Origin of the sequence: Streptomyces sp. NPDC002742, from assembly GCF_042888885.1 — a bacterium.
In the GTDB taxonomy this organism is placed as follows: Bacteria; Actinomycetota; Actinomycetes; order Streptomycetales; family Streptomycetaceae; genus Streptomyces.
This window is the reverse complement of record NZ_JBIAQF010000003.1, coordinates 379,107-404,271: the sequence shown is the minus strand read 5'-3', so window position 1 is coordinate 404,271 and position 25,165 is coordinate 379,107. Positions and strand designations below refer to the sequence as shown.

Sequence of the window (25,165 nt, the reverse complement as noted above, 5' to 3'; positions counted from 1 at the left end):
CGTGCGGGCTCGCCCCGGCCGGGTCCGCGCCGGGCTCCACCCGGTCCGGAAGCGGCCAGGAGGCCGGCGAGGGCATGGTGGGTTCGCCGTCGACCGGAGGCGGCGGGAGCTCGCGCGACAGCGGCAGTGCGCGCGGAAGTTCGCGTGCCAGCTCCCGTACGTCGTCGCGCTCCTCGCAGTCGCGGCGCTCGGTCTCCGGCCGGCTGTCGCGATCGCTGTCGTTGTCGGGCAGCCCGACGGGGCGTTCGGTGTCGGTGCGCAGCTCCGGTTCGACGGCGGCCTCCTCCGGGCGGGGCCGACTGGGTGCCGGGCTCGTGGAGGTCCCGGGCGTGCCGCGGCCCGACCCGCGCGAGATGGTCCTGGAGAACCCGGAGGTGCCCGAGCGCAAACGGTTCTGTTCGCGCTCCGACTGCGGTGCCCCGGTGGGGCGTTCACGCGGTGACCAGCCCGGTCGCACCGAGGGGTTCTGCACGAAGTGCGGCCACCCGTACTCGTTCGTGCCGAAGCTGCGCACCGGTGACATCGTGCGCGGCCAGTACGAGGTGATGGGCTGTCTGGCGCACGGCGGGCTCGGCTGGGTGTACCTCGCCGTCGACCGCGCGGTCTCCGACCGCTGGGTGGTCCTCAAGGGCCTGCTCGACACGGGCGACCAGGACGCGATGGCGGCCGCGATCTCCGAGCGGCGCTTCCTCGCGGAGATCGAGCACGCCAACATCGTGCGGATCTACAACTTCGTCGAGCACCTCGACCAGCGGACGGGTTCGCTGGACGGGTACATCGTCATGGAGTACGTGGGCGGCAAGTCGCTCAAAGAGCTCGCCAACGGGCGCCGCACGGCGGACGGCAAGCGCGACCCGCTGCCGGTGGAGCAGGCCTGCGCGTACGGCATCGAGGCCCTGGAGGCCCTCGGTCATCTGCACAGCCGCAACCTGCTGTACTGCGACTTCAAGGTCGACAACGCGATCCAGACCGAGGACCAGCTCAAGCTGATCGACATGGGTGCGGTGCGCAGGATGGACGACGAGGAGTCGGCCATCTACGGCACGGTGGGCTACCAGGCCCCCGAGGTGGCCGAGGTGGGCCCCTCGGTCGCCTCCGACCTCTACACGGTCGCCCGCACGCTCGCCGTCCTCGCCTTCGACTTCCAGGGCTATACGAACGTGTTCGTGGACTCCCTGCCCGACCCCGACAACATCGAGGTCTTCCGCCAGTACGAGTCCTTCTACCGGCTCCTCGTCCGGGCCACCGACCCGGACCCGGCCCGCCGGTTCGCCTCGGCGCAGGAGATGGCCGAGCAGCTGACCGGTGTACTGCGCGAGGTGGTGTCGCTCCAGACGGGGCGTGCCCGTCCTGCGCTGTCGACGCTGTTCGGCCCCGAGACCAAGGTCACGGACACGGAGTTGTTCGGGAAGCCGGCCGAGGACGTGTCGCGGCTGGGAGCCCGCGTGGTCCCCGTACGGGCGAGAAAGGTCGCGCCTTCGCTGCCGGCGGGGACGAACGGGGCCCGTCCGCTGCCTCCCGGACCGGCCTCCGCCGCCGTGGTCAGGCCCGTTCGGGCGGCCGCCACCGCGCTCGCGCTGCCCGTCCCCCGGGTGGACCCGGGCGACCCGAACGCCGGTTTCCTCGCGGGGCTCATCGCGTCCGCGCCCGCGGAGCTGATCGCCGCGCTGCGGGCGGCGCCTGCCGGTTCGCCCGAACTGCGGCTGCGCGAGCTGCGGGCCCGCCTGGAGATGGGTGAACTGAGCGGCGCGGGCACGGCCGTCGAGGCACTGGAGGCGGATCACCCGGACGACTGGCGGGTGGTCTGGTACCGCGGTGTCACGGCGCTGGCGACCGGCGAGAACGAGATCGCGGCGCTGTCCTTCGACGCGGTCTACGACGCGTTCCCCGGCGAACCCGCGCCCAAGCTGGCCCTCGGCGTGTGCGCGGAGGTGCTCGGCCAGCTGGACAACGCCGCCGAGTACTACCGCCTGGTGTGGACGACCGACCCCAGCTATGTGAGCGCGGCCTTCGGGCTGGCCCGGGTGCAGCTCGCGGCGGGTGACCGCCGTGGCGCCGTACGCACCCTGGAATCCGTACCGGAGTCGTCGATCCACTACACGGCGGCGCGGGTCGCCGCCGTGCGGGCGCGGCTGCGGCAGCGGCCGGTCACGGAAGCGGCGGCGCCGCCGTTCCTGGACGATCTGACGGCCGCCGCCGGGCAGGTGGAGGCGCTCGACGGATTCGGTCTGGACGCCGTGCGGCGCGAGCAGTTGTCGACGGAGGTCCTCGGCTGCGCGCTGGACTGGGTACTCTCCGGTAGCCAGGGTTCCGCTCCGGCCTCCGGCGGCGGACCTGCGCTGCTCGGCAGCGAGTTGGACGAACGCGGCCTCCGTTTCGGCCTCGAACGTTCGTACCGGACGCTGGCCCGGCTCGCGCGGGGCGGCGAGGAGAGGATCGACCTGGTGGAACGTGCCAACCGTTACCGCCCCCGGACGTGGGTGTGATTGATGTCCCAGATGCCCCAGCCGACGGCCCTTTCGCGGTGCCCCAGTTGCGAGGAGCCGCTGGAGGCGGCCGACCGTTTCTGCGGTGCGTGCGGCTACGACCTGTCAACGGTGTCCGCACCGCCGCGGGACCACCCCACGATCACCATGAACGGCGCGTCGGCCGGTCCTCCCCCGGCCGCCCCGTCCATGGACTGGCCCCTGGCGCCGGAGGTCGACAGCGCGGACGTGCCCGCGCCGGTGCACCGCGCCGCCGACATACAGGGCACCGATTCGGGTGGTTCCGAACTGCCGCATCCTGAGCACTCGGAGCACCCCGAGCACCCCGAGCACCCCGAGCACCCGCACGGGGATCCGGCGGGGATCCGGCCGTCCGTCGCCAAGAGGGCCGCCGGACAGCCGTCGGGCGTACGGTTCGACCGGCCGTCGGAGCCCGACGAGTACCCGCTCGCCCCTCCGGCCGGCGAGGCCCGGTCCGCGGAGGGCCGCCCGGCCGACGGCCCGGACCACGAGGTCCCCGCCGATCCCCGGACCGCCGACCTCCCGGCTCCCCCCGCGGGCGCCAAGGTGTGCGTGGCCTGCCGTTCGGGCCATGTCGACCCCGACGGCTACTGCGAGAACTGCGGGCACGCGCAGCCACGTGAACGGGACCACATGGAACAGGAGTTGGGCGCCGTCGCCGCGGTCAGCGACCGGGGTCTGCGCCATCACCGCAACGAGGACGCCTTCACGATCTCCTCGGCCGCGCTGCCGGACGGCTCCCCCGCGGTCGTCGCGGTCGTCTGCGACGGGGTCTCCTCCGCGACCCGTCCGGACGAGGCCTCGCTCGCCGCGTCCCGCGCGGCCAACGAGTCGCTCCTGGCGGCTCTTCCACTCGGCACACACCCGCAACAGGCCATGCACGAGGCGATCGTCGCGGCCTCGGAGGCGGTCAACGCGCTGGCGGATCCGTCCACCGCGCAGGGGGAGCACGCTCCGCACGTGAACGCGCCCGCCTGCACCATCGTCGGCGCCGTCGTCACACCCACTCTGCTGATCGTCGGCTGGGTCGGCGACAGCCGCGTCTACTGGGTCCCCGTCGACCGCTCCTCGCTGCCGGCCCGGCTCACCGAGGACGACTCGTGGGCCGCGCAGATGGTCGCCGCGGGCCTGATGAACGAGGCGGAGGCGTACGCCGACGAGCGCGCCCACGCGATCACCGGCTGGCTCGGCGCCGACGCCTACGAACTGGAGCCGCACACCGTCTCGTTCAAGCCGGACCGGCCGGGTGTGGTCGTGGTGTGCACCGACGGTCTGTGGAACTACGCGGAGGCGGCCGAGGACATGGCCGAGGTCCTCCCCCTCGACGCCGCCGAAAGGCCGCTGCACAGCGCCCAGGTTCTGGTGGGCCACGCCCTGGACGGCGGGGGCCACGACAACGTAACAGTGGCCGTCATGCCGTTCCCCGCCCCCTCGCAGGGGGCAGGATCGGCCTGAGGCCGCGAACGAACGGGGGCGGCCGCGGACCGGAGGGGACCGGTCCGCACACAGTCATCACCTCCGCCAGAGCCGGAGGCCCGAGGGGGACAGAGAAGGCATGGCCAATTTCTCGAAGTCGAACGTGCCGCAGTTCTCGGTCGACGTGTACCAGAACGAATACCTGCCGGAGGGCGGCCGCGAGGTCAACGCGATCGTCACGGTGAGCGCGACCGGCGGCGGCACCGTCGGAAACGCGGTCGCCGCGCCGCACCTGTACACGGCGGGGCAGGGCCCGGACGCCGCCGTGGCGATCATGGTCGACTGTTCGGGCTCGATGGACTATCCGCCGACCAAGATGCGCAACGCCCGCGACGCGACGGCAGCGGCGATCGACACCCTGCGCGACGGAGTCCACTTCGCGGTGATCGGCGGCACGCACGTCGCCAAGGAGGTCTATCCGGGCAACGGACGGCTCGCGGTGGCGGACACGGCCACGCGCGACCAGGCCAAGCAGGCACTGCGCAAGCTGAGCGCGGGCGGCGGGACGGCGATCGGCACCTGGCTGCGGCTCGCCGACCGGCTGCTGTCCTCGGCCGAGGTGTCGATCCGGCACGGCATCGTGCTCACCGACGGCCGCAACGAACACGAGTCCCCCGAGGACCTGCGGGCCGCGCTCGACTCCTGCGCCGGACGTTTCACCTGTGACGCGCGTGGAGTCGGCACCGACTGGGAGGTCAAGGAGGTCACCGGGATCGCCTCGGCGCTGCTCGGCACCGCCGACATCGTCGCCGACCCGGCCGCCCTCGCCGCCGACTTCACGCACATGATGGAGACGGCCATGGGCAAGGAGGTCGCCGACGTGGCCCTGCGGCTGTGGACGCCGGTCGGCACCGAGATCAAGTTCGTCAAGCAAGTGGCGCCCACGGTCGGGGAGTTGACGGACCGTCGCACCGAGGCGGGGCCACGCGCGGGCGACTACCCGACCGGCTCCTGGGGCGACGAGTCCCGCGACTACCACGTGTGCGTCCAGGTCCCGACGGCCGCGGTCGGCCAGGAGATGCTCGCCGCCCGGGTCTCGCTGGTGATCCCGCAGGGCGACGGCAGCGTGCGGAACCTCGGCGCGCAGGGACTCGTACGGGCCGTGTGGACCGACGACATGGCCGCCTCGACGTCCATCAACCCGCAGGTCGCGCACTACACGGGTCAGGCCGAACTGGCACAAGTCATCCAACAGGGTCTCGATCTTCGCAAAGCGGGTGATGTCGACGGAGCAACGGCCAAGCTGGGACGGGCCGTTCAGCTCGCCGGAGCCTCCGGAAACGCCGATACCGCGAAACTGCTCGCGAAGGTGGTGGACGTGGTCGACGTCGCGGCAGGTACTGTGCGATTGAAAGCAAGGGTCGCAGAAGCTGACGAGATGACCCTCGAGACACGGTCCACAAAGACTGTTCGTGTAAAGAAGTAGCGAGCCCGGTTCCCGTGGGGAGCCGGAGAAACCCGGTCACAACGGCCGGAAAAGGAAAGGGGGAAGCGCCGACATGCCGACATGCCCGAACGGACACCAGTCGGGTTCCGACGACTGGTGCGAGGTCTGCGGTCACCGCATGGCCGGTACCGTGCCCCCGCTCCCGCCCCCGCCGCCGCCCAGCGCCGGTTACGGCTACCCGACGCCCGGTTCGCCTCCGCCGGGACCCGGCGGCCGGTCCCACCGGTCCGGCGTGCCGGGCGCCGACCCGGAGCTCTGCCCGCAGTGCCGTACGCCCCGTGAGGGCGCGGCGCCGTTCTGCGAGGAGTGCCGGTGGAACTTCCTGACCAACACCGCGACGTCGTACACACCGGCGGCACCGCGTCCGCCCGTCGGCGGACCGGGCGGTCCCGGCGGGCAGTCACCGTACGGCGGCCCTGGCCCCGGCGGTCCTGGCGGTCCCGGTGGCCCGAATCCCGCGCTGCGGTTCCAGCAGCCGGGGCCGGGACAGCCGGGTGGTCCGGGTGCCGGCGGCCCCGGGCACGACCCGTTCGAGTACCAGAGCTCGCGGCCCTCGCAGATGAACCGGCCCGCCGAACCGATCCCTCCGGGCCCGGGGGCCCAGCCGTACGGCGGCCCCCAGGGCTTCGGCGGCGACCCGTCGCGCCCGGCTCCGCAGCAGGGCGGCCCCGGCGCCCAGCAACAGGCCTACACCCAGCAGCCCGCCCCGCCCTTCACTCAGGGCGGACCGCCGCAGCAGGGCGGACCGCAGCCCGGCGGCCCGGCCTTCGGCGGCGGTGACGACGACTGGGTGATCCCCCCGCCGTCGTCCGGTGCGCCCGGCGGCCCGGGTGGTCAGGGCGGCCCGAACGGCCCGGGTCAGGACGGCTACGGCTACCCGCGGCCCGGCGCCACCCAGGCCCCGCCCGGTCCCGGCTACCAGCAACAGCAACAGCAACAGCAGTCGCTGTCCTGGAGCGCGACCATCGCACCGGACCGCGAGTACTTCATGGCGATGATGCAGCGCTCCGGGCCCGAGGCCGCGGGCCTGAACCTGCCCGCCTACTCGCCGGAGCTCCAGCGCCCGCTCCTGGGCAACCAGATCACCATCGGCCGCCGCCGGCACTCCACCGGCGAATCCCCGGACATCGACCTGTCGGTGCCCCCGGAGGACCCGGGCGTCTCCCACCAGCACGCCATGCTGGTCCAGCAGCCGGACAGCACCTGGGCGGTCGTCGACCAGAACTCGACGAACGGGACCACGGTCAACGGCGGCGAGGAGCCCATCCAGCCGTTCGTCCCGGTGCAGCTGCAGGACGGCGACCGGGTGCACGTCGGCGCCTGGACGACGATCACCATCCGGCGGGGCTGAACCACCACCCCGGCGACCGGGGCCGAATCGTCACGGCGGCCCTCCGAGGGGGCTGAATCGCCCCTGCGGCCCCCAGGAAGCTCAACGGTCCCGCGATCCCCCTGGGGGCTGAAACCGCCCCCAGGGGGCTGATCAGGGCTTTCACGGCGGCTCGGAGCGGATCACAGCCGGGCCCGCTTCCGGGCCCCGTACGGAACCCGGTCGCGGACGCTCACGGCAGCGGCCAGGTGTACGGCCCCTCGGGGTCGTCCAGCCAGGCCCAGGCACCCTCTTCGCCGACCGTGATCCCGTACCGCTCGCGCTGCGGCTCCCCCTCGCGCTCCCACAGCGCGTAGGCGTCGTGCGGGTCGAGGCTGCCCGCCGTCAGGGCCAGCAGGAACCGGAACAGATCGTGGCCGCGGGCCCGGCGCGGCAGCCCTCCGAGCCGGGCCGGCTCCGGCTCCGGCCCGGACCGGGTGGCACCGCGCAGCGGCACGAAGAAGGCGGAGGTGTGCAGGAAGCGCCCCTCGGCGTGCCCGGAGTCCCGCACCCTCAGCACGATCAGGCCGGTGGCCAGCGGCGCGAGGATGCGGGCGCCGGGGCGGCACTGGGGGAGCCAGGGGCGCGGGATCGTGGTCAACGTGCAGGTGGCGATGATCCGGTCGAAGGGAGCGCGCTCGGGGACCCCCCGCGCGCCGTCGCCGGTGACGACCGTCGGGTGGTACCCGGCGATGGCCAGATGCCCTCGCGCGGCCTCGGTGATCTCCACGTCGAGGTCGACCGTGGTCACCAGGTCGTCACCGAGACGGTACGCGAGCAGGGCCGCGTTGTAGCCGGTCCCGGCGCCGATCTCCAGGACGGCGTCCCCGTCCCGCACCTCCAGCTCGGTCAGCATCGTCGCCATCAGCGACGGCTGGCTGCTGGAGGAGACCAGTTCCCCGTCCCTCACCCGGGTCGCCAGCGGGGCGTCCGCGTACGCGCCGCGCATCCAGCGGTTCCTGGCCCGCGGGTCCGGGTCCTCGCCCCACACGCGCTCGAAACCGCCGGCGACGCCGATGTAGTAGTACGGCACGAAGAGGTGGCGCGGAACGGCCTCGAAGGCCTCCCGCCAGACCGGGTCGCGCTCCCAGGCCCCGCTCCGGTCTATCTCGCGCACCAGGGACGCCCGCGCCACATCGGCGAGGTCTTCGGGTCCCGGGTCGGGACCGGTGTCGAGAGCGTGCGCGCCCATACCTCCACTGTGCTGCCGGACGGCCCGCGAGGCGAATGCCGGACCGACCGGACCGGCCGGACCGGCACCGTCGCGTCCGCTGCGCCGCGTGAGTGGTCCTAAGCCTTGAGTCCTCGGTCACCCCGTCTGAGAACATGGGGACGTGAAAGAGATTCGGCGCGGCACGCTTCAGGAGCAGACCTTCTACGAGCAGGTCGGCGGCGAGGAGACCTTCCGGCGCCTCGTGCACCGTTTCTACGAGGGTGTCGCCGGGGATCCGCTGCTGAAGCCCATGTATCCCGAGGAGGATCTGGGCCCGGCCGAGGAGCGCCTCACGCTGTTCCTGATCCAGTACTGGGGCGGCCCGACGACATACAGCGAGAACCGCGGCCACCCCCGGCTGCGGATGCGCCACGCCCCCTTCAAGGTCGACCAGGCCGCGCACGACGCCTGGCTCGAGCACATGCGCGTCGCCGTCGACGAGCTCGGCCTCTCCGAGGAGCACGAGCACACGCTCTGGAACTATCTGACCTACGCGGCCGCTTCGATGGTGAACACGGCGAGCTGACCGCCTGCTCGACGGTGAGCGGCGAACACCTCTCCGCGGAGATCCCGCGCCGCTCGGGGGCGGCCGCGGCGGCCGGTCGGGAACGGTCGTGGCCCGCGAGTACGCGATGCCCGACCGGGTCAGCCGTCTCCGGCCCTCCGCCGGGGGTTCACCCGGCCGTCGGCCATGAAGGACCGCGTGGCACTGGACCGAAGTCGGATCCGGAGCCGGATCCGGACCACGTCGGCACCTGGCCGGAGGGCGCGTCACGGGTGTGGACGGGAAGATCCGGCCCTTCCGGCTGCTCCGGCGGAAATGGGAGCGCGGGGGTCAGCGAACGCTGACGTCCAGTGCGCCGAGCCCCGCCCGGCGGACGGCGACCGACCCGAACGGCGTCCGCAGACGCAGCCAGGCGCCCGACGAGTACAGCGCCAACGGGCTGTCGCTCAACGAGCTCTCGCCCCGGGGGACTTGCCCTTCCGTGGACGCGGTCGCGGGCGGTACGGGCCGCAGGAATCCCAGCGACTGCGCGGCATGCGCGGCCCGCACCGGAAGCGCGGTGTCACCGATCGGCCGGGACCATATCTCCCGTCCGACACGGTCGAGTTCGGCACGCGTCCGCAGCTCGGGCGCCAACTCCTCGGTGCGCGAGCGGAATTCGGCAACCGCCTCGGACACCTTCGCCCGTACGGCGTCCGGGGCGGGCAGCCCCGGCTCCGGCCGCCAGCCGCTGCGGGGCGGCAGCACCCCGGCCCACGGGGGCCCGGTGACGGCGACGGGAACACCGGCGGTGGCCGCCGACTCCTCCACGGACTCCAGGAGTTCACCGGCGGAGACGGTCACGTCGAGGGTGACGTCGAGCCCGTTCTCGTACGGCTTGGCCAGCCGCGCCGTACGGATCGCGAGGACCTCGAACGACGGCGGCCGGCCGAAGACCGCGAGCGTGGTGCCGTGCGCCTGGAGGCGCACGGCGGCCGCGCGGTCGTAGTGGACGAGCCGGGAGAGGAAGGCGGCGAGATCGGCCGCCTCCCCCGCGTCGGCGAGATGCAGGACGGTCATGCCGCGACGGCCTCGTCCTCGTCGTCGCGGTACGACTCCAGGAAGTCGCGCTCCTCGGCCGTGATCCGGCGCGGGCGCTGCCGCTCGAAGTCGAACGGCACGATCACCGTGGCGGCCGTGACGTAGACCTGGTCCGGGTCCTTCACCTCGTAGGCGATCGTGAAGGACGCGGCCCGGATCTGCGTCACCCAGAGCTCGATGTCCACCGGCGCGTGCCGGTGGACCAGCTGCCGCTTGTAGTCGATCTCATGGCGCGCCACCACGGACCCCTGCTTGAAGTCCTTCTCCGGGCGGAACAGGAAGTCGATACGGGCTTCCTCCAGGTAGCGGAGGAAAACTACGTTGTTGACGTGGCCGTACGCGTCCATGTCCGCCCAGCGCAACGGGCAGCGGTAGATGTGGCGCAAGATCGATCAGCCCCGGGTCAGCTTCTTGTAGGTGGCGCGGTGCGGGCGCGCGGCGTCCGCACCGAGCCGCTCGACCTTGTTCTTCTCGTACGACTCGAAGTTGCCCTCGAACCAGTACCACTTCGACTCACCCTCGTACGCGAGGATGTGCGTCGCGACCCGGTCCAGGAACCAGCGGTCGTGGGAGATGACCACGGCCGCACCGGGGAACTCCAGCAGCGCGTTCTCGAGCGACGACAGGGTCTCCACGTCGAGGTCGTTGGTGGGCTCGTCGAGGAGCAGCAGGTTGCCGCCCTCCTTGAGGGTCAGCGCCAGGTTCAGCCGGTTGCGCTCACCACCGGAGAGGACACCCGCGGGCTTCTGCTGGTCCGGGCCCTTGAAGCCGAAGGCGGACACATAGGCCCGCGACGGCATCTCGACCTGACCGACGTTGATGTAGTCGAGCTCGTCGGAGACGACGGCCCACAGCGTCTTCTTGGGGTCGATGTTGGCGCGGCTCTGGTCGACGTAACTGATCTTGACCGTCTCGCCGACCTTGATCGCGCCGGTGTCCGGCGTCTCCAGGCCCTGGATCATCTTGAACAGCGTGGTCTTGCCGGCGCCGTTCGGGCCGATGACACCGACGATGCCGTTGCGCGGCAGCGTGAAGCTGAGGTCGTCGATGAGGACCTTGTCGCCGAACGCCTTGGAGAGGTTGTTGACCTCGACGACGATGGAGCCCAGGCGCGGGCCCGGCGGGATCTGGATCTCCTCGAAGTCCAGCTTCCGCATCTTGTCGGCCTCGGCCGCCATCTCCTCGTAACGGGCGAGGCGGGCCTTGGACTTGGCCTGACGGCCCTTGGCGTTGGACCGGACCCACTCCAGCTCTTCCTTGAGCCGCTTGGCGCGCTTCTCGTCCTTGCGGCCCTCGACCTTGAGGCGGGAGGCCTTCTTGTCGAGATACGTGGAGTAGTTGCCCTCGTAGGGAATCGCGCGGCCGCGGTCCAGTTCGAGGATCCACTCGGCGACGTTGTTCAGGAAGTACCGGTCGTGAGTGACGGCGACGACGGCGCCCGCGTACTTCGTGAGGTGCTGCTCCAGCCAGTTCACCGACTCGGCGTCGAGGTGGTTGGTGGGCTCGTCGAGGAGGAGCAGGTCCGGAGCCTCGATCAGCAGCTTGCAGAGCGCCACGCGGCGCTTCTCGCCACCGGAGAGGTTGGTGACCGGCCAGTCGCCGGGCGGGCAGCCCAGCGCGTCCATGGCCTGCTCGAGCTGCGCGTCGAGGTCCCAGGCGTTGGAGTGGTCCAGGTCGTCCTGGAGCTTCCCCATCTCCTCCATGAGCGCGTCGGAGTAGTCGGTCGCCATCAGCTCGGCGACCTCGTTGAAGCGGTTGAGCTTGCCCATCAGCTCGGCGGCACCGTCCTGGACGTTCTCCAGAACCGTCTTGGACTCGTCCAGCTCCGGTTCCTGCATGAGGATGCCGACGCTGTAGCCGGGCGACAGGAACGCGTCACCGTTGGAGGGCTGCTCGATGCCCGCCATGATCTTGAGAACGGTGGACTTACCGGCACCGTTGGGACCGACCACACCGATCTTGGCGCCAGGCAGGAAGCTCAAGGTGACGTCGTCGAGGATCACCTTGTCGCCGTGCGCCTTGCGCGTCTTGCGCATGGTGTAAATGTACTCAGCCAAGAGAAACCGTCCGGACGCTTGAAATCGGCAGTGGGCAGATACACCCCATCTTGCCTGACGGCTACCTCTCGGGGGAAACGCGTTCAGTCACGGGGCTGTGACCTGGCCGTTCACCACCTCTGTTCGTAGCTGACCTGTCACTGGTTGTCGCCCCTCGTCGTCCCTGGTCGTCCCTGGTCACTGTCGAGCGGCCTCGCACGGCCCAGGGAGCACGCAGCGACGACGCAGGGACGGCCCAGGGACGACCCGGCGCGATCACTCAGACCGGTCCCACTCGTCCAGCTTTATCTTGACCTGATGATTGTGGGCGTGCCAGACGACTTTCCCCGTGACTGACGCGCCCGCGGCGGGTAGCTCCATGGGATGAGGCATGGCGGTGATCTCCGCGAGCCCAACCGCATCGGGTACACCGTCGATCACGAGGAAGACACCGAACTGGGCTCGCACGAACACCTGTCCACTGACTCTGGATCCAATCGGCAGGGCGGCGACGGTTGCCGCCCAGCTCTGAACTACGCGGCCTGGATCTGGTGCGTCGGCGGGGACCGGCTGACAGTACTCGGACACCGGCTCATCATGGCGAGCACGCCAGCAACTGTCGAGGGACGGTCTCCCCGATTGCACGACCCCCGGACGCCGGCGTCCGCGACCAGCACGCTCTCGAACAACCCACGAGAGCGGCACGTCACCGATCAGGCTTCATGGAAACCGCTGTTCATCGGTGCGGTCATCACGGGTGACGACCGAGTGCGCCTCTATTTCCGCTCACCCGAGCGGAACCGTACGTACGGTGTGGACGTGCTGATCAGCCATGCGGGGCCCGGCCTGCTCGGCGCCATGATGTCCCCCGCGTTCCTGGCGAGCGAGCATCTGCATCAGCCTTCGGACGATCCGCACTGCGATGTGCGCTCCCGCCGGCGCACTCCTGCTGCGTCTCCGGCCGGCGATGCCCGAGTTGAGGCGACTGCATGTTCGCCACGCCCCGGCGGTCCTGGCCTTCGAGTTGGCGAATCGCGCCTGCTTCGCCGCCTCGGTCTCCGATCGCGGCGCCGATTGGCGGCGGCCCGGCACGGGCTGCGTACATTGCGAGCGGCCACGGCCCACCAGAACGTCGCGTCCCAAAAAGTGCTGTCCAAAGCCGGGTTCGTCCCCGTCGGCCCTGTCGACCCGGCCCATCTCGACGGTAAGCCAGGCACCTGGTATCAACGCGACCTGACGCTCCAGCCATTTACCGCGGCCTTGCCCGGGGACCGGCTGCGGGACGGCCGCCGGCCGCCGCTGGCCATCGGTGTGTGATCGCTGACGAGCTCGCGCCGACCGCAGGTCAGAGCAGTGGGCTGTCTGCCGACACGAGACGTTCGAGGGCCTGACGGACCGGACGGCCGTCGGGGTCAAGGCACCTGCACCCCCACTCCGTCACGTGTCCGTCCATGGCTGACCGGCCTCGCAGTTCCTCGAAGCGCGGGCCGGTCTGCCCGAGCGCCGTCAGGCCACCGGTCACCACCTGTCGGCACCACCCGGCCACGTCGCGTGACCCTCGGCGTCCTCGCCTCGTGCCCGGCCTGCCCGGGGAGCACAATTCTTTTAGGGGCTTCACCGGGGGGCGGCGGCTTCGGAGGTGATCGCGATGACACAGATGACAGCGATGCAGGCACGGACCACGGTCGGATGGCACGTCGAGATGGAATTCCAGGAGGACGACCACCGCACCCGCGCGGCCGCCCTCCTGCGACTCCCGGACGGGAGCGAAGTACGTGCCCACGGGTACGCCAGCCGCCACCCCTCCGACTCGAACCAGCCGAGGGTCGGCGAGGAGGTCGCGGGCGCGAGGGCCCTGAACGAACTCGCCATGCAACTTCTGACCAAGGCACACGACGAGATCGACGCGGCCTCGGGCAGGACATCACACACACTGAGGTGACCGGAACGACCGAGCAGTCCGGGTGATCCGGGCCACCTGGACCACCTGGACCACCTGGGTGATCGGGTGTCCGATCACCGTGCAGAGAACAGACCGCTGGACCGCCGAACACCTCGAAGATCGTGGTCTACGTGGTGAGCGCGGGGCCCGTCGAGGTGGCGCCGCGCCCGCCACGAACAGCAGGCCGACTTCGATCGGGCAGATGTCCGGCACGATCGTCCCCGCCGAAACAGCCCGCCGGACGAGCCGACGCGCCGCTACGGAAGGAGGGCTGGCCGCGAGGATCAGATGATCTTTGTCCACCCCACCGAGAGGCCCCAGGACCCACTCGTCCCGCTGGTAACCGAAACAGCCACGTTCTTGTGGCTTCGGTCCAGAGCTACTTCGTTGAACTGCCCCGGATCACCGTCTGCGCAGACGACGGTGAAGCTCACAAGAGAGCCGACCCGCACTTCGATGGTCCCGGAACCCGAACATGTCACCGCGACTTCCAGGGTTCCCCGCCGAATTTCGGGGATCGCCGGGAACGAGCGAGCACCGGTCCTTCCACCTGTTCTGATGAATGACTTCTGCGCGTCTGGAAGTCGGGGCGGAACGCGAGCGCCCGTGGCGGTGGAGGGTGTGGCGGAAGGCGCGGCGGAGGGCTTGCCGGAAGAAGGCGTTTCGACCGGCGCCTCACTCGGAGTCGCTCGACTGCCGGTTGACATCGCGCTCGTGCACCCGGCCAACGCAAGCAGGACCACCGGAACGAGTATCCCTGTCCGTCTCATATGCGCCCCCTGACACACACGGGACCGCCGCCCGCCACCTTGCTCCGTGTCAGGCAGCCGGCTTGATGCCGGTCGCAAGCGGTGCCGGTGAACTTGCGGCGCCACAGCCGGCGTTGCGCATGGACGGACTTGCGTGGAGGAACGGATACGGTTGGATGGGCAGCCGCTGCCGAGGTTGATATACCCAATACCTCGGAACTCGCGAACACCATTGAGCCTGCGCGTAGGCGCATTTGTCCCCCAGGTTTCCTGTAGGTGGAAACGGTTGGTCAGACCGTCGACCACGGAGCCTAAGGATCAAGAGGTACGCCGTGTGCCGAATTGAGCGAGCCTTGAGGCGGGAGCCCCGGCGATACCGGGCCTGCACAGCAACCAGCGCAACGGTAACCGACTGTCACCGGCCTCCAGTCGACCGGTCGAGGAGACCTCAACGGCGACCTCCCGGCCACGGCACCGCGCCCGGTCGGCGCGCCTGACGTTCGACGTTCGACGTTCGGCTCCAGAGTGACTCTCGGTGAAGTTCAGAAGCCCATGACGTGGGTGGCGAACGCCCACACGGCCTCGCCGCGGGTTCGGTCGTCCACCGGGCGTGGCACGGTGCGCGCAAGGCCTGCCCCCGCACGTCTTCGACTCGCCCACGGGAAGGCGGGTCTACGACAACCGGCACACGCGCGTGACCAAGTGGCTCACCGACGGGATCCCGCCCGCCCATGTGGCGGACTGGGCCGGGAACAGCGTCCCGGCCCTCCTGGCGCCCCACTCGCGATGCGTCGAGGGACGGCTGCCTGACCTGAAAAGGCGCCTCGAAGCCGCCGGAGATCTTCCCGAGCGGCCCGATCCGGGCTGAGGCCTCTCGCCGGAAACTTCGACACGTATTCGACAGGGCCACCCGCGAAAACCCGGTGCCAGCCGGACAGCTCTGGACCTTCCCCTTGATCATCAGGAAGGTGTTCGGGGCGTCGTCGTATCGAGTGAAACATGTCCTGACCAGCAAAAAGCCCTCCCCAAAGGGAGGGCGGAGACTGGCGCCCCCGGCAGGACTCGAACCTGCGGCCAAGCGCTTAGAAGGCGCCTGCTCTATCCACTGAGCTACGGGGGCCGGGTGTGTCGGCCTGTGTCCTGGTGCCCGGGTGTGGGCTGATCCGTGACCTTGCCGGGGACAAGAATAGGGCTCCCGCATCCCTGTCCCTCACGCTTCGCCTCCGTGGCTCATTGTGGAGGTTCAGTGAAGCGGTCCTGATAATCGCAGGCGGGTACGAATCGTGCACCGCTTTTGACGTCTCGCGCATCGGGTGTTGTGCACTCGTTATGCCTGCGCCCCAGTCATCCCTTCCGCCCCGTGTGTCCCGTCGGCGCGCAGACATACCCATATGCTTCAGAAAGACTCCAAAATTGGGCATTCTTCGCATGTGGTGACCTTGGACGTACGGCCTCAGCTGCTCGACGCACTTTCCGCCCTGCGCGACCGTGTCGCCGCCGCACGCTTTCCGCTGCCCCTGGCAGGGGCTCCACGCGCGCGTGCCAACCGCGACGAACTGCTCGCACAGCTCGACGACTATTTGGTGCCCCGGTTGAGAGAACCCGAAGCACCCCTTCTCGCCGTCATCGGAGGGTCCACCGGCGCCGGCAAGTCGACCCTCGTCAACTCCCTCGTGGGGCGCCGGGTCAGCGAAGCGGGGGTGCTGCGCCCGACGACCCGTACACCGGTGCTGGTGTGCCATCCGGAGGATCATCACTGGTTCAGCGGCATGCGTGTACTGCCCCAGCTCACGCGCGTGTGGGTGCCCCATCAGGAACCCGGCGACGATCTTCCCGCCCTCGCCGACAGCGGGGAGCGGGTGTTGCGTATCGAGACCGCCGACACGCTCCCCCGCGGCCTCGCCCTCCTCGACGCGCCCGACGTCGACTCCCTGGTGGCCGACAATCGGGTGCTGGCCGCCGAACTGATCTGCGCGGCCGACATCTGGGTGATGGTCACCACGGCCGCGCGGTACGCCGACGCCGTGCCGTGGCATCTGCTGCGCACCGCCAAGGAACAGAAGGCGACCCTGGTGACGGTCCTGGACCGGGTGCCGCACCAGGTGGTGTCCGAGGTCTCGCGGCAGTACGGCGCTCTGCTCGCCAAGGCGGGACTGGGCGAAGCACCCCGCTTCACCGTGCCCGAACTGCCCGAGTCCGCCTGGGGCGGCGGCCTGTTGCCCGCCACGGCCGTCGCACCGCTGCGTACGTGGCTCACGCACCAGGCCCAGGACCCGGGAGCCCGCCACGGGGCGATGGCGCGTACGGCCCATGGTGCCCTCGACTCCCTGAAGTCTCGGATGCCGGAACTGGCCAGTGCCGCCGCCGCTCAGTACGCCGCCTCGACGCGGCTCACCGCGGCCGTCGACGGGGCGTACGACAGCGAGCACACACGCGCGAAGGGGCGTCTGCAGGCCGGGGCCGTGCTCTCCGGGGACGCTCTCAAGCGCTGGCGTGTCTATCCCCTCGACTGCACCTCCGAGGAACTGCTGGACGCGCTCGTGGAGAGCCTGTGCGCCCTGCTGCTGTGCTCCGTCACGGCCGCCGACGAACGCGTGGACGACACCTGGCGCCGCGAACCGGCAGCGGACGCTCCGGGGCTGACGGATCGCGACCCGACGCTGGAGAGCGCCGAGCACCGGATCGGTCTGGCCGTACGACGGTGGCGGCGCGTCCTGGAGGAGTACGCCGAGGACGAGGTTCGCGACCTTGACAAGAGTGTGGCGCCGGACCCGGCGGTGGTGGCCGCGCTGGTCGCCACGGCACTCCTGGGCGGCCGGAGGGCGCGCAGCGCGGGCGAGGGGCTCGCCGAGCGGATCGGGGCGCACGGCGCGCTGCGGCTGCGCGACAAGGGCGGCCGCCTTCTCACAGACCTCATCGACAAGGCCCTGCAGGCCGAACGCGAGCGCCGTCTCGCGCCCCTTGAAGCGCTCGACGTTCATCCAGAACCCCAGGCCGAGCTCATCGCGGCGCTGTCCGTACTGCAGAAGGAGAGGTGACCGCGGTGACTGCCGTCACTGACCACACGGATCAGGCCGACCGCCCCGAAGACGATCGACCCGAAAACGGCCGTCCCGGAGATGGTCGTTCCACAGATGGCCGTCCCGGAGAGGCCCACTCCGAAAACGGCGCCCCCGAAAGCGCCCTCTCCGGGGAGGCCGTCCCAGGCACCGCGGGCGCCGAGAACGACAACCTTGCCGGAGACACCGAGACCACTTCGGAGAACCGTTCGGAGAACGGTCCGCCCGGCGCGCCGGGCCCCGGGGCCGGCTCCCCGGAGGACACCGCGGGAACCACCGGGGAAGCCAGGGGGGGCCGGAGCGGCAAGACCGCGCCGAGCCGCCGCGCGGCCGGACAGGGCACCCGGCACGACGGGTCCGAACCGGCGCCGCACGCGCGCGGAGAAGGCGACGACCCCACGCGCGCGGAGGACGGCCCCGTCTGGGACGACGGCCTCATCGCGCGACGCGTGACCGAGGCGGCTCCGGGCCGGTACCAGACGCCGTTGGCCGAGGCACAGGCCAGTGTCCCCGCGGTGCCGGCCCCCCTCGCGTACGACAGGCCGCTGCACTCGCGCCTGGACGCCCTCCGTGAACTGGTGGGCCTCTCCCGCGCCCGCCTCGACAGCAGGACGCTCGCCGAGGCCGGCCGGGTCCTGGACGAGGCGGCGGCCCGCCGCAGGCTCTCCGGGGAGCACACCGTCGTCGCCATCGCCGGGGCCACTGGCAGCGGCAAGTCACAGCTCTTCAACGCGCTCGCGGGCGTGGCCATTTCGGAGACCGGCGTGCGCAGGCCGACCACCGCGGCGCCCATCGCCTGCACCTGGAGCGACGGCGCCGCCACCCTCATCGACCGGCTCGGCATCCCAGGGCGGCTGCGCAGACGCCCGCTGCAGAGCGCGGAGGCGGAGGCACAACTGCGCGGCCTGGTCCTGGTCGACCTGCCCGACCACGACTCCGCGGCCGTCCAGCACCGCGAGCAGGTGGACCGGGTCCTGGCGCTGGTCGACGCGGTCATCTGGGTGGTGGATCCGGAGAAGTACGCGGACGCCGTCCTCCACGAGCGCTATCTGCGGCCGCTGGCCGGGCACGCGGAGGTCACCTTCGTGGTCCTCAACCAGGTGGACCGGCTCCCCGGGGAAGCCGCCGATCAGGTGCTCGACGATCTGCGGCGACTGCTCGACGAGGACGGCATCGCGCTCGGCGAGTACGGCGAACCGGGCGCGACCGTCCTCTCGCTGTCCGCGCTCACCGGGGCCGGAGTCCCCGAACTGCGGGAATCCCTGGGCCAGTTCGTGGCGGAGCGCGGCGCCGCGGCACGGCGGATCTCGGCCGACCTCGACGCGGCCGCCGCACGGCTGCGGCCCGTTTACGCGGCCGGTCGGCGGGTCGGACTCAGCGAGGAGGCGCGTGACGAGTTCGCGGACCGGCTCGCGGACGCGGTGGGTGCCGTGGCGACCGGTGAGGCCGCCGAGCGGGCCTGGCGCCGCAACGCCAACCGCGCCTGCGGCACGCCCTGGCTGCGGCTGTGGCGCTGGTATCTGGACCGGCGCGAACCCCAGACCGGACGCCTGCCCGTGCGCGCTCCAGCGGACGAGGAGGCCACCGCTCGCCAGCGCGTCGAGCAGGCGGTTCGGACGGTCGCGGACCGGGCCGCGTACGGACTTCCCGCGCCCTGGGCGCAGGCTGTGCGCGAGGCCGCTGTCCGCGGCGCGCAGGGGCTGCCCGAGGCGCTGGACGGCATGGCGGTGCGCGCGACGGCACCGGCGGGACGGCCGCCGCGGCCCGGCTGGTGGCCCGTCGCGGTGCTGGCGCAGGCCGCGATGACGATCCTCCAGGTCATCGGCGGGCTCTGGCTGGTGGGACAGATCATCGGGGTCATGTCACCGAACCTCGGGGTTCCGGTGCTGCTGATGGTTTCGGGGATCATCGGCGGCCCGGTCGTCGAGTGGGGCAGCAGAATGGCGGCCCGCGGACCGGCCCGGCGCTACGGCCTGGAAGCGGAACGCCGATTGCGCGAGGCGGCCGCCGGGTGCGGAAGAGCCCGGGTGCTGGATCCCGTGGCCGCGGAACTGCTGCGGTACCGCGAGGTGCGGGAGCAGTACGGGCGGGTCATGGGAGCGGCGACGGCGGGTGCCCCGGTCGGGTGAGGTGGTTGCCCAGGTCGGCTGAGGTGGGTACCCCGATCGGCTGACGCGGTTTTCCACAACCGGCCGGCTGCGCACAGGGCGCAGCGGGCCGGGCCCGGCGGAGGCAGTCTGATCCCGCGGCGATCGCAGCGCATGCGCTCGCCGCGGCAGACGTATTCGCACGGGAGGGATTCACGATGAACGAGACGATGGTGTGCGCGGTGGGCAACGTGGCGACACGGCCCGTGTACCGGGAATTGGCGAACGGCGCGTCGGCGCGGTTCCGGCTGGCGGTGACCTCGCGGTACTGGGACCGGGAGAAGAGCGGGTGGACGGACGGGCACACCAACTTCTTCACGGTGTGGGCCAATCGAGCGCTCGCGACGAACGTGGGGGCCTCGGTCTCGGTGGGCGATCCCGTCATCGTGCAGGGCAGGCTGAAGGTGCGCTCCGAGACACGTGACGGGGAGAGCCGGACGTCGGCGGACATCGACGCGGTGGCGATCGGCCACGACCTCTCCCGCGGTACGTCGGCCTTCCGGCGTCCGTCCAAGGAGGGTGAGCCGGCTCCGGTGCACCGCCCCGAGCCCAGTTGGGAATCGGCGCCGGACGCCCGGCCCGAGGACGCGCCCCAACAGCTTCCCGAACCGGCCGGGGTGACGTGATGTCAGAGAGAGGCACGATCTGACCGAACTGCGGCTTATCGACAAATACATAGCGAACGACCCTCATGGATTTGTCGATAGGCGCAGCTCAAGAACGTGATCGCGATAACGATTCCGAGTCGGATCGGTTATCGGATGACATGACCGAGGGGAGTGATGCGGCGCTTCTTTAGGATGCCGAACACAGCTCTCGGGGCTTCTGATTCTGCTGGCGGGACCGTCCCCCATGTCAAAGGGTCCTGCTCGAAGGGGAATTCTGTGTCTTCTGCGTTCTCTGTGTTGCCCACGCGCGGTCGAGGGGCGGCCCGCCTCGCCGCCGTGGCGTTGGTGTGGGGGCTCGCGGCCGCGGGGACCATCGCCGCGGCCGGTACGGCCACCGCCGACGAAGCCCCGCAGAGCCAGGGCGGAGCGACCGCCACCATAGGCGACCTGAAGACATACGGGTCGGCGGTCATTCATGAGAACGGCGAGGACTCCTGGGTCTCGGCCGGCCTGTTCGAGATGTCCGTCGACGACGGCGGCATGCTGCAGACCTACTGCGTCGACCTCCACAACCCGACGCAGCGGGACACCAAGTACCAGGAGACCTCCTGGAGCGGCACATCGCTGAACGGCAACAAGGACGCGGGCAGGATCCGCTGGATCCTGCAAAACTCCTACCCGCAGGTGAACGACCTGGCGGCGCTGGCCCAGAAGGCCGGCGTCACCGGCCTCACCGAGCAGGACGCCGCGGCCGGCACCCAGGTGGCGATCTGGCGGTACTCGGACGGCGCCGACGTGGACGCCGTGGACCCGCGGGCGGAGAAGCTCGCGGACTATCTGCAGAAGAACGCGCGGAACCTGCCGGAGCCCGAAGCCTCGCTGACGCTCGCCCCGACCGCGGTCTCCGGCCACCCGGGTGAGCGTCTGGGCCCGGTCACTGTGCACACCAACGCGAGCAGCGTGACGGTGACGCCACCCATGGACACCGCCGCCAGCGGGGTGAAGATCGTCGACAAGGACGGCAAGGCGGTCACTTCCGCGGTCGACGGCAGCCGCCTCTTCTTCGACGTGCCCAAGGACAGCGCGGACGGCTCCGCCTCACTCACCGTGCAGGCTTCCACGACCGTGCCGGTCGGCCGCGCCTTCATCTCGGAGACCCGCAGCCAGACGCAGATCCTCGCGGGCTCCAGCGAGTCCACCGTCTCCGCGTCGGCGACCGCGAACTGGGCGGCGCAGGGCGCGATACCGGCCCTGTCCGCCGGAAGGAACTGCGGCAAGGGCGGCGTGGACATCACGGCGGCCAACAGCGGCGACGCGGCGTTCACGTTCGAGCTGATGGGCGTCGAGCACACCGTCGCGGCGGGCGTGTCCCAGACGGTCACCATCCCGCTGCAGGAGGACCAGGCGTACGACTTCACGATCAGTGGCCCGAACGGCGTCGAGAAGCGGTTCAAGGGCGTGCTGGACTGCAAGACCCAGGGCACCGCGAGCGACGTCTCGGCGCAGACGCTCAGCGAGCCGAGCCCGGCGTCGGTGGGCGGCACCTCCGGCGGCGGGACCGACCTCGCCGAGACGGGCGGCTCCGGCACGACTCCGATCATCGCCGGTGCGGCCATCGCCCTCGTCGTGATCGGCGGAGCCGTAGTGGTCTTCGTCCGCAGGAAGCAGACACCGCCGCAGGTCTGAGCGGCCCGGCTACCTCGGCGCCACCCCGGTCGCCGGACACCCGGCCGCACAACCGCTCTGCCCCACGGAATCCGCGGGCCACCGGGCCACCGGGCCACCGGGCCACCGGGAGAGTGCGTCCGGGCAGAGCGCGCGGTGAAACGCGAGGTGCGGGAGTGTGGCCGTAGGGACCTTCCGCCCCGCCGACGGGAGTTGGCCACGACGGGGCGGCGTCCGCACAGCGGCTAGGAGCGGGGGCTCCGGCCGCGCACGACGGCGAATCCGGCCGCGATCAGGCCGAGGACACCGACGATCAGGCCCGTCGTGCCCAGGGCGCGCGCGGTGGAGTCACCACTCTTGTCGCTCGCGGTGGATTCCTTGGCAGCCGAAGAGGCGGAGGAGGACGAGGTCGAGGACGAGTCGGAGCCGGAGGCGCCCGTCTCTGTCCCGGCCGAAGAAGTGTCCTCTGCCGTGCCCTTGGCGGTGAGGGTCAGCACCGGAGCCGGGCTCTCCGGCTCCGCCGCGCCCTTCTGGGGCTCCTCGATCCAGCGGACCACTTTGCCGTCCGAGTAGGTCTGGAGGGTCTTGAAGCTCAACTGGTCGGTGTCGTCCGGAAGCTGACCGAAGGCGACCTCGAAGTCCTGGAACTCGCCGTGGCGGATCCTGCCCCCGGTCCAGGTGATCTCGGAGACGGCGTCGGTGATCGTGCCGTCGTCCGTCTTGATGGGCTTCTTCAGCTTGATCGTCGTCGCCCTCGCGGTCCAGCCCGCCTGCGGGGTGACCAGGACACCCACGACCGGGTGATCGGTGGGCAGGAAGACCTGCACCTTGGTGGTGCTGGCGGTGTCCTCCTCGTTGGGGACACGGAAGCTCAGGAGACCGTCCGTGGCTCCCTTGGCATAGCTCTCGGGGTGGACCGTCACATGCGCGAAGGCCAGCGGGGCGGCGGTCAGGAGGCCCGCGGTGGCGAGGGCGGCGACCGTGCCGGTGCGGCGCAGGATGGTGCTCATCGGGGACATCTGGGAACTCCGTACTGATGGGGACGTGGTCAGGGCGTGTACGCGAGCCCTGCCGGCGGTCCCCGACGCGACACGGCGTGACGCAGCAGTGCCTGTCGCAGCGGCGACGGCTCGGCCGCCGTCCCTCCCGAGAGATCCCCGTTCGGCCGTACGGGGGGCGGTCCCGTCCGCGCCCTCCACCACGCGGCGAGCCCCGGCACGAATGCCACGGCCCGGCGCAGCAGGGACCACAGGGCGGACTCTCCGCGCCGCAGCCACCAGGTCGTCAGCAGGGCGGCCGCGACATGCGCGGCCGTGGCATGGGGCGTCAGGGCGTGTGCCTGCGGGGACATCATGGACGCTCCGTGCATGTCCATCGCCATGCGCGGCCGGGCGGCCTCGAAGCCGAGGTGGAGTCCGGCCTGCGCGACCAGCATCGCGCCGCCTATCCCGAGCAGGGACCGTTCGCGGCCGCCCAGCGGACAACCGACGGCGAAGACGGTGAGGAGTCCCGCTCCGTCGGCCCAGCGCGGGGGCGCCTGCCCGGTGGCGAGCACATGCCCCCCGGCGGCCAGCAGCACGCACAGCACGGCGAACACCGCCGCGCGCAGACTCCGTACCGCCAGGGACGCACTCATGAAGCCCAGATACTGCCATGGGGAGCGAGTTGCCGTCGCTGCTCCCCCGGGGAGCCGTCCGTCAGAGGCTGTCCGGCTCCCCCGGTCACCGCTCGGATAGGCTCCGGCTGAGCCTGGGAGGAAACCCGACATGCCACTCCGCTGTGCCGTGCTGGACGACTATCAGAGCGTCGCGACCGAGATCGCCGACTGGTCGCCCGTCGCCGACACCGTGGAAGTCACCGGTTTCGACCGGCACTTCGCCGACGAGGACGCGTTGGCCGCCGCGCTGGCGGAGTTCGACATCGTCGTCACGCTGCGCGAACGCGTGCCCTTTCCGGCGTCCCTGCTGGCCCGGCTGCCCAGACTGAAGCTGCTGATCGCCTCCGGGATGCGCAACACGGTGATCGACTACGCCGCCGCCGAGGCGAACGGGGTGACCGTGTGCGGCACGCCGAGTTCCTCGACACCCCCGGTCGAACTGACCTGGGCGCTCCTGCTCGGCCTCGCGCGGGGAATCGTCACGGAGCACAACGCGCTGCGGGCGGGCGGCCCATGGCAGAGCACCGTCGGCGCCGATCTGCACGGCCGTCGGCTCGGTCTGCTCGGGCTGGGCAAGATCGGCGGCCTGGTGGCCCAGGTGGGCCTCGCCTTCGGCATGCGGGTCAGCGCGTGGAGCCAGAACCTCACCGAAAAGCGGGCCGAGGAGGTCGGGGTGGAGCTCGCCCCTTCCAAGGAAGAGCTGCTGGCGGGCAGCGACTTCGTCTCCGTCCACCTCGCGCTCGGCGACCGCACCCGAGGCCTTGTCGGCGACGCCGAACTGGCCCTCCTCAAGCCGACCGCCTTCCTCGTCAACACCTCGCGCTCGGCGATCGTCGACCAGGACGCCCTGCTGGCCGCGTTGCACGCCGGACGGATCGCCGGAGCGGGCCTCGACGTGTTCGACGTCGAGCCCCTGCCCGCCGCCCATCCGATGCGCTCGGCCCCCCGGCTGCTGACCACCCCGCACCTCGGCTACGTGTCGCGCTCCAACTACGAGACGTACTACGGCGCGGCGGTCGAGAACATCCAGGCGTTCCTGGCGGGCACACCACTGCGCCGCCTCGGCTGACCGGGGCCGCTCGGTCAGCCGCTCGGCCGCTCGCCGCCTGTCGGCCCGCCTGTCCGATGGCCCGACCGCCCGGCGTGCACGGTAAGTCCGTTGAGGGAGCGCGCGGCCCGGTCCGAATGAACAGCAGTTCGTCCGGACCCCGTTCGAAAAGGGATCTCCTGGTGAACGCCCGTGACCAGGTGTGGGTCGACGCGTTGAAGGGGGAGTGCGGTCGCGTCCCTGCCACCGCGCTCATCGAGTCGAAGGAGAACGTGATGTCTCGCATCGCGAAGGCCGCCGCAGTCGTCGTGGGCACGGGTGCCGTGGCGCTCAGCGGGGCCGGTCTGGCCATGGCTGACGCCGGCGCCCAGGGCGGGGCCGTCGGCTCCCCCGGTGTCCTGTCGGGCAACGTCATCCAGGCCCCGATCCACGTGCCGGTCAACGTGTGCGGCAACACGATCAACGTCGTCGGTCTGCTGAACCCGGCCTTCGGCAACACCTGCGTGAACGGCGGTGGTGACCACCACAAGGAGCGCCACGGCGCCCACGCCGGTGGTCACCACAAGGAGCGCCGCGGCGCCCACGGCTACGGCAGCTGAGCCCAGCACGCGAAAGGGCCCCCGGCAGGAAGTCACTGCCGGGGGCCTCGTCGTGCCC

19 protein-coding genes, 1 tRNA gene and 1 pseudogene are annotated in these 25,165 nt (G+C 71.1%); 13 read left to right on the top strand and 8 right to left on the bottom strand.

From position 1 onward, the window contains the following. The 4 genes from ACFYW8_RS07065 to ACFYW8_RS07050 all read left to right on the top strand — a co-directional run. A partial coding sequence (locus ACFYW8_RS07065; protein WP_389068682.1) for a tetratricopeptide repeat protein occupies positions 1-2,486 on the top strand: 2,486 nt, incomplete at its 5' end. After that, complete coding sequence (locus ACFYW8_RS07060; protein ID WP_389068681.1) at positions 2,487-3,962, top strand: PP2C family serine/threonine-protein phosphatase; 1,476 nt, start codon at positions 2,487-2,489, stop codon at positions 3,960-3,962. It begins immediately after the preceding gene. Positions 3,963-4,062: 100 nt separating this feature from the next. Next, positions 4,063-5,409 carry a VWA domain-containing protein gene (locus ACFYW8_RS07055; RefSeq protein ID WP_389068680.1) on the top strand — a complete coding sequence of 449 codons (1,347 nt, stop codon included), beginning with the start codon at positions 4,063-4,065 and terminating at the stop codon, positions 5,407-5,409. Positions 5,410-5,482: 73 nt separating this feature from the next. Then, positions 5,483-6,781: an FHA domain-containing protein gene (locus ACFYW8_RS07050; RefSeq protein WP_389068679.1), complete on the top strand. Its 1,299-nt coding sequence runs from the start codon at positions 5,483-5,485 to the stop codon at positions 6,779-6,781. A 211-nt stretch (positions 6,782-6,992) separates the two neighbouring features. On the opposite strand, the gene ACFYW8_RS07045 is transcribed toward ACFYW8_RS07050, so the two are convergent. Continuing rightward, positions 6,993-7,991 (bottom strand): methyltransferase domain-containing protein, encoded by a 999-nt coding sequence (locus ACFYW8_RS07045; RefSeq protein ID WP_389068678.1) that lies wholly within the window; start codon positions 7,989-7,991, stop codon positions 6,993-6,995. A 142-nt stretch (positions 7,992-8,133) separates the two neighbouring features. Here ACFYW8_RS07045 and ACFYW8_RS07040 point away from each other — a divergent pair, with 142 nt between their 5' ends. Next, positions 8,134-8,538 (top strand): globin, encoded by a 405-nt coding sequence (locus ACFYW8_RS07040; protein WP_365870000.1) that lies wholly within the window; start codon positions 8,134-8,136, stop codon positions 8,536-8,538. A gap of 309 nt (positions 8,539-8,847) precedes the next feature. Here the strand turns inward: ACFYW8_RS07040 and ACFYW8_RS07035 are convergent, their stop codons facing one another. The 4 genes from ACFYW8_RS07035 to ACFYW8_RS07020 form a co-directional block, all read right to left on the bottom strand. Then, a complete protein-coding gene (locus tag ACFYW8_RS07035) occupies positions 8,848-9,576 on the bottom strand; it encodes a hypothetical protein (protein WP_389068677.1) in 729 nt (242 codons plus the stop codon). Further along, positions 9,573-9,983 carry a thioesterase family protein gene (locus ACFYW8_RS07030; RefSeq protein WP_261709025.1) on the bottom strand — a complete coding sequence of 137 codons (411 nt, stop codon included), beginning with the start codon at positions 9,981-9,983 and terminating at the stop codon, positions 9,573-9,575. Before ACFYW8_RS07030 ends, ACFYW8_RS07035 begins: the two co-directional genes overlap by 4 nt. 6 nt (positions 9,984-9,989) lie before the next feature. Continuing rightward, positions 9,990-11,654 (bottom strand): energy-dependent translational throttle protein EttA, encoded by a 1,665-nt coding sequence (ettA, locus tag ACFYW8_RS07025; protein ID WP_365870002.1) that lies wholly within the window; start codon positions 11,652-11,654, stop codon positions 9,990-9,992. Between the two features lie 255 nt (positions 11,655-11,909). Further along, on the bottom strand, positions 11,910-12,221 hold the full coding sequence (locus tag ACFYW8_RS07020) for a hypothetical protein (protein ID WP_389068676.1): 312 nt from the start codon (positions 12,219-12,221) through the stop codon (positions 11,910-11,912). A gap of 379 nt (positions 12,222-12,600) precedes the next feature. Between ACFYW8_RS07020 and ACFYW8_RS07015 the strand changes: the two are divergent. Both ACFYW8_RS07015 and ACFYW8_RS07010 read left to right on the top strand, forming a co-directional pair. Continuing rightward, positions 12,601-12,950: pseudogene (locus tag ACFYW8_RS07015) on the top strand (hypothetical protein). Between the two features lie 340 nt (positions 12,951-13,290). After that, a complete protein-coding gene (locus ACFYW8_RS07010) occupies positions 13,291-13,575 on the top strand; it encodes a DUF1876 domain-containing protein (protein ID WP_326790949.1) in 285 nt (94 codons plus the stop codon). A 1,793-nt stretch (positions 13,576-15,368) separates the two neighbouring features. Here ACFYW8_RS07010 and ACFYW8_RS07005 read toward each other — a convergent pair. Next, positions 15,369-15,444, bottom strand: a tRNA-Arg gene (locus ACFYW8_RS07005). 310 nt (positions 15,445-15,754) lie between these two features. On the opposite strand from ACFYW8_RS07005, the gene ACFYW8_RS07000 reads away from it, so the two are divergent. The 4 genes from ACFYW8_RS07000 (at position 15,755) to ACFYW8_RS06985 (ending at position 21,824) form a co-directional block, all read left to right on the top strand. Next, on the top strand, positions 15,755-17,362 hold the full coding sequence (locus tag ACFYW8_RS07000; RefSeq protein WP_365870010.1) for a dynamin family protein: 1,608 nt from the start codon (positions 15,755-15,757) through the stop codon (positions 17,360-17,362). 5 nt (positions 17,363-17,367) lie between these two features. After that, a complete protein-coding gene (locus ACFYW8_RS06995) occupies positions 17,368-19,512 on the top strand; it encodes a GTPase (protein ID WP_389068675.1) in 2,145 nt (714 codons plus the stop codon). 176 nt (positions 19,513-19,688) lie between these two features. Continuing rightward, positions 19,689-20,156 carry a single-stranded DNA-binding protein gene (locus ACFYW8_RS06990; RefSeq protein WP_365870012.1) on the top strand — a complete coding sequence of 156 codons (468 nt, stop codon included), beginning with the start codon at positions 19,689-19,691 and terminating at the stop codon, positions 20,154-20,156. Positions 20,157-20,414: 258 nt separating this feature from the next. Then, positions 20,415-21,824: a Cys-Gln thioester bond-forming surface protein gene (locus ACFYW8_RS06985; RefSeq protein ID WP_389068674.1), complete on the top strand. Its 1,410-nt coding sequence runs from the start codon at positions 20,415-20,417 to the stop codon at positions 21,822-21,824. Positions 21,825-22,048: 224 nt separating this feature from the next. Here the strand turns inward: ACFYW8_RS06985 and ACFYW8_RS06980 are convergent, their stop codons facing one another. Together ACFYW8_RS06980 and ACFYW8_RS06975 are read right to left on the bottom strand one after the other, a co-directional pair. Continuing rightward, the gene (locus tag ACFYW8_RS06980; protein ID WP_389068673.1) at positions 22,049-22,822 is read right to left on the bottom strand and encodes a YcnI family protein; all 774 of its coding nucleotides are present in this window, start codon (positions 22,820-22,822) and stop codon (positions 22,049-22,051) included. A gap of 29 nt (positions 22,823-22,851) precedes the next feature. Next, the gene (locus tag ACFYW8_RS06975) at positions 22,852-23,439 is read right to left on the bottom strand and encodes a hypothetical protein (RefSeq protein WP_365870015.1); all 588 of its coding nucleotides are present in this window, start codon (positions 23,437-23,439) and stop codon (positions 22,852-22,854) included. Positions 23,440-23,569: 130 nt separating this feature from the next. Between ACFYW8_RS06975 and ACFYW8_RS06970 the strand changes: the two genes are divergently transcribed. Together ACFYW8_RS06970 and ACFYW8_RS06965 are read left to right on the top strand one after the other, a co-directional pair. Beyond that, positions 23,570-24,529 (top strand): D-2-hydroxyacid dehydrogenase family protein, encoded by a 960-nt coding sequence (locus ACFYW8_RS06970; RefSeq protein ID WP_389068672.1) that lies wholly within the window; start codon positions 23,570-23,572, stop codon positions 24,527-24,529. A 254-nt stretch (positions 24,530-24,783) separates the two neighbouring features. Further along, a complete protein-coding gene (locus tag ACFYW8_RS06965) occupies positions 24,784-25,107 on the top strand; it encodes a chaplin (protein WP_389068836.1) in 324 nt (107 codons plus the stop codon). Positions 25,108-25,165: the final 58 nt, after the last annotated feature.

Excerpts from the sequence above, each read along its gene's own strand:
- ACFYW8_RS06975 (WP_365870015.1), bottom strand. The coding sequence starts at position 23,439 with ATGAGTGCGTCCCTGGCGGTACGGAGTCTGCGCGCGGCGGTGTTCGCC.
- ACFYW8_RS07035 (WP_389068677.1), bottom strand. The coding sequence starts at position 9,576 with ATGACCGTCCTGCATCTCGCCGACGCGGGGGAGGCGGCCGATCTCGCC.
- ACFYW8_RS06965 (WP_389068836.1), top strand. The coding sequence starts at position 24,784 with ATGTCTCGCATCGCGAAGGCCGCCGCAGTCGTCGTGGGCACGGGTGCC.
- ACFYW8_RS07055 (WP_389068680.1), top strand. The coding sequence starts at position 4,063 with ATGGCCAATTTCTCGAAGTCGAACGTGCCGCAGTTCTCGGTCGACGTG.
- ACFYW8_RS06990 (WP_365870012.1), top strand. The coding sequence starts at position 19,689 with ATGAACGAGACGATGGTGTGCGCGGTGGGCAACGTGGCGACACGGCCC.
- ACFYW8_RS07045 (WP_389068678.1), bottom strand. The coding sequence starts at position 7,991 with ATGGGCGCGCACGCTCTCGACACCGGTCCCGACCCGGGACCCGAAGAC.
- ACFYW8_RS06970 (WP_389068672.1), top strand. The coding sequence starts at position 23,570 with ATGCCACTCCGCTGTGCCGTGCTGGACGACTATCAGAGCGTCGCGACC.
- ACFYW8_RS07010 (WP_326790949.1), top strand. The coding sequence starts at position 13,291 with ATGACAGCGATGCAGGCACGGACCACGGTCGGATGGCACGTCGAGATG.
- ACFYW8_RS07050 (WP_389068679.1), top strand. The coding sequence starts at position 5,483 with ATGCCGACATGCCCGAACGGACACCAGTCGGGTTCCGACGACTGGTGC.
- ACFYW8_RS06980 (WP_389068673.1), bottom strand. The coding sequence starts at position 22,822 with ATGTCCCCGATGAGCACCATCCTGCGCCGCACCGGCACGGTCGCCGCC.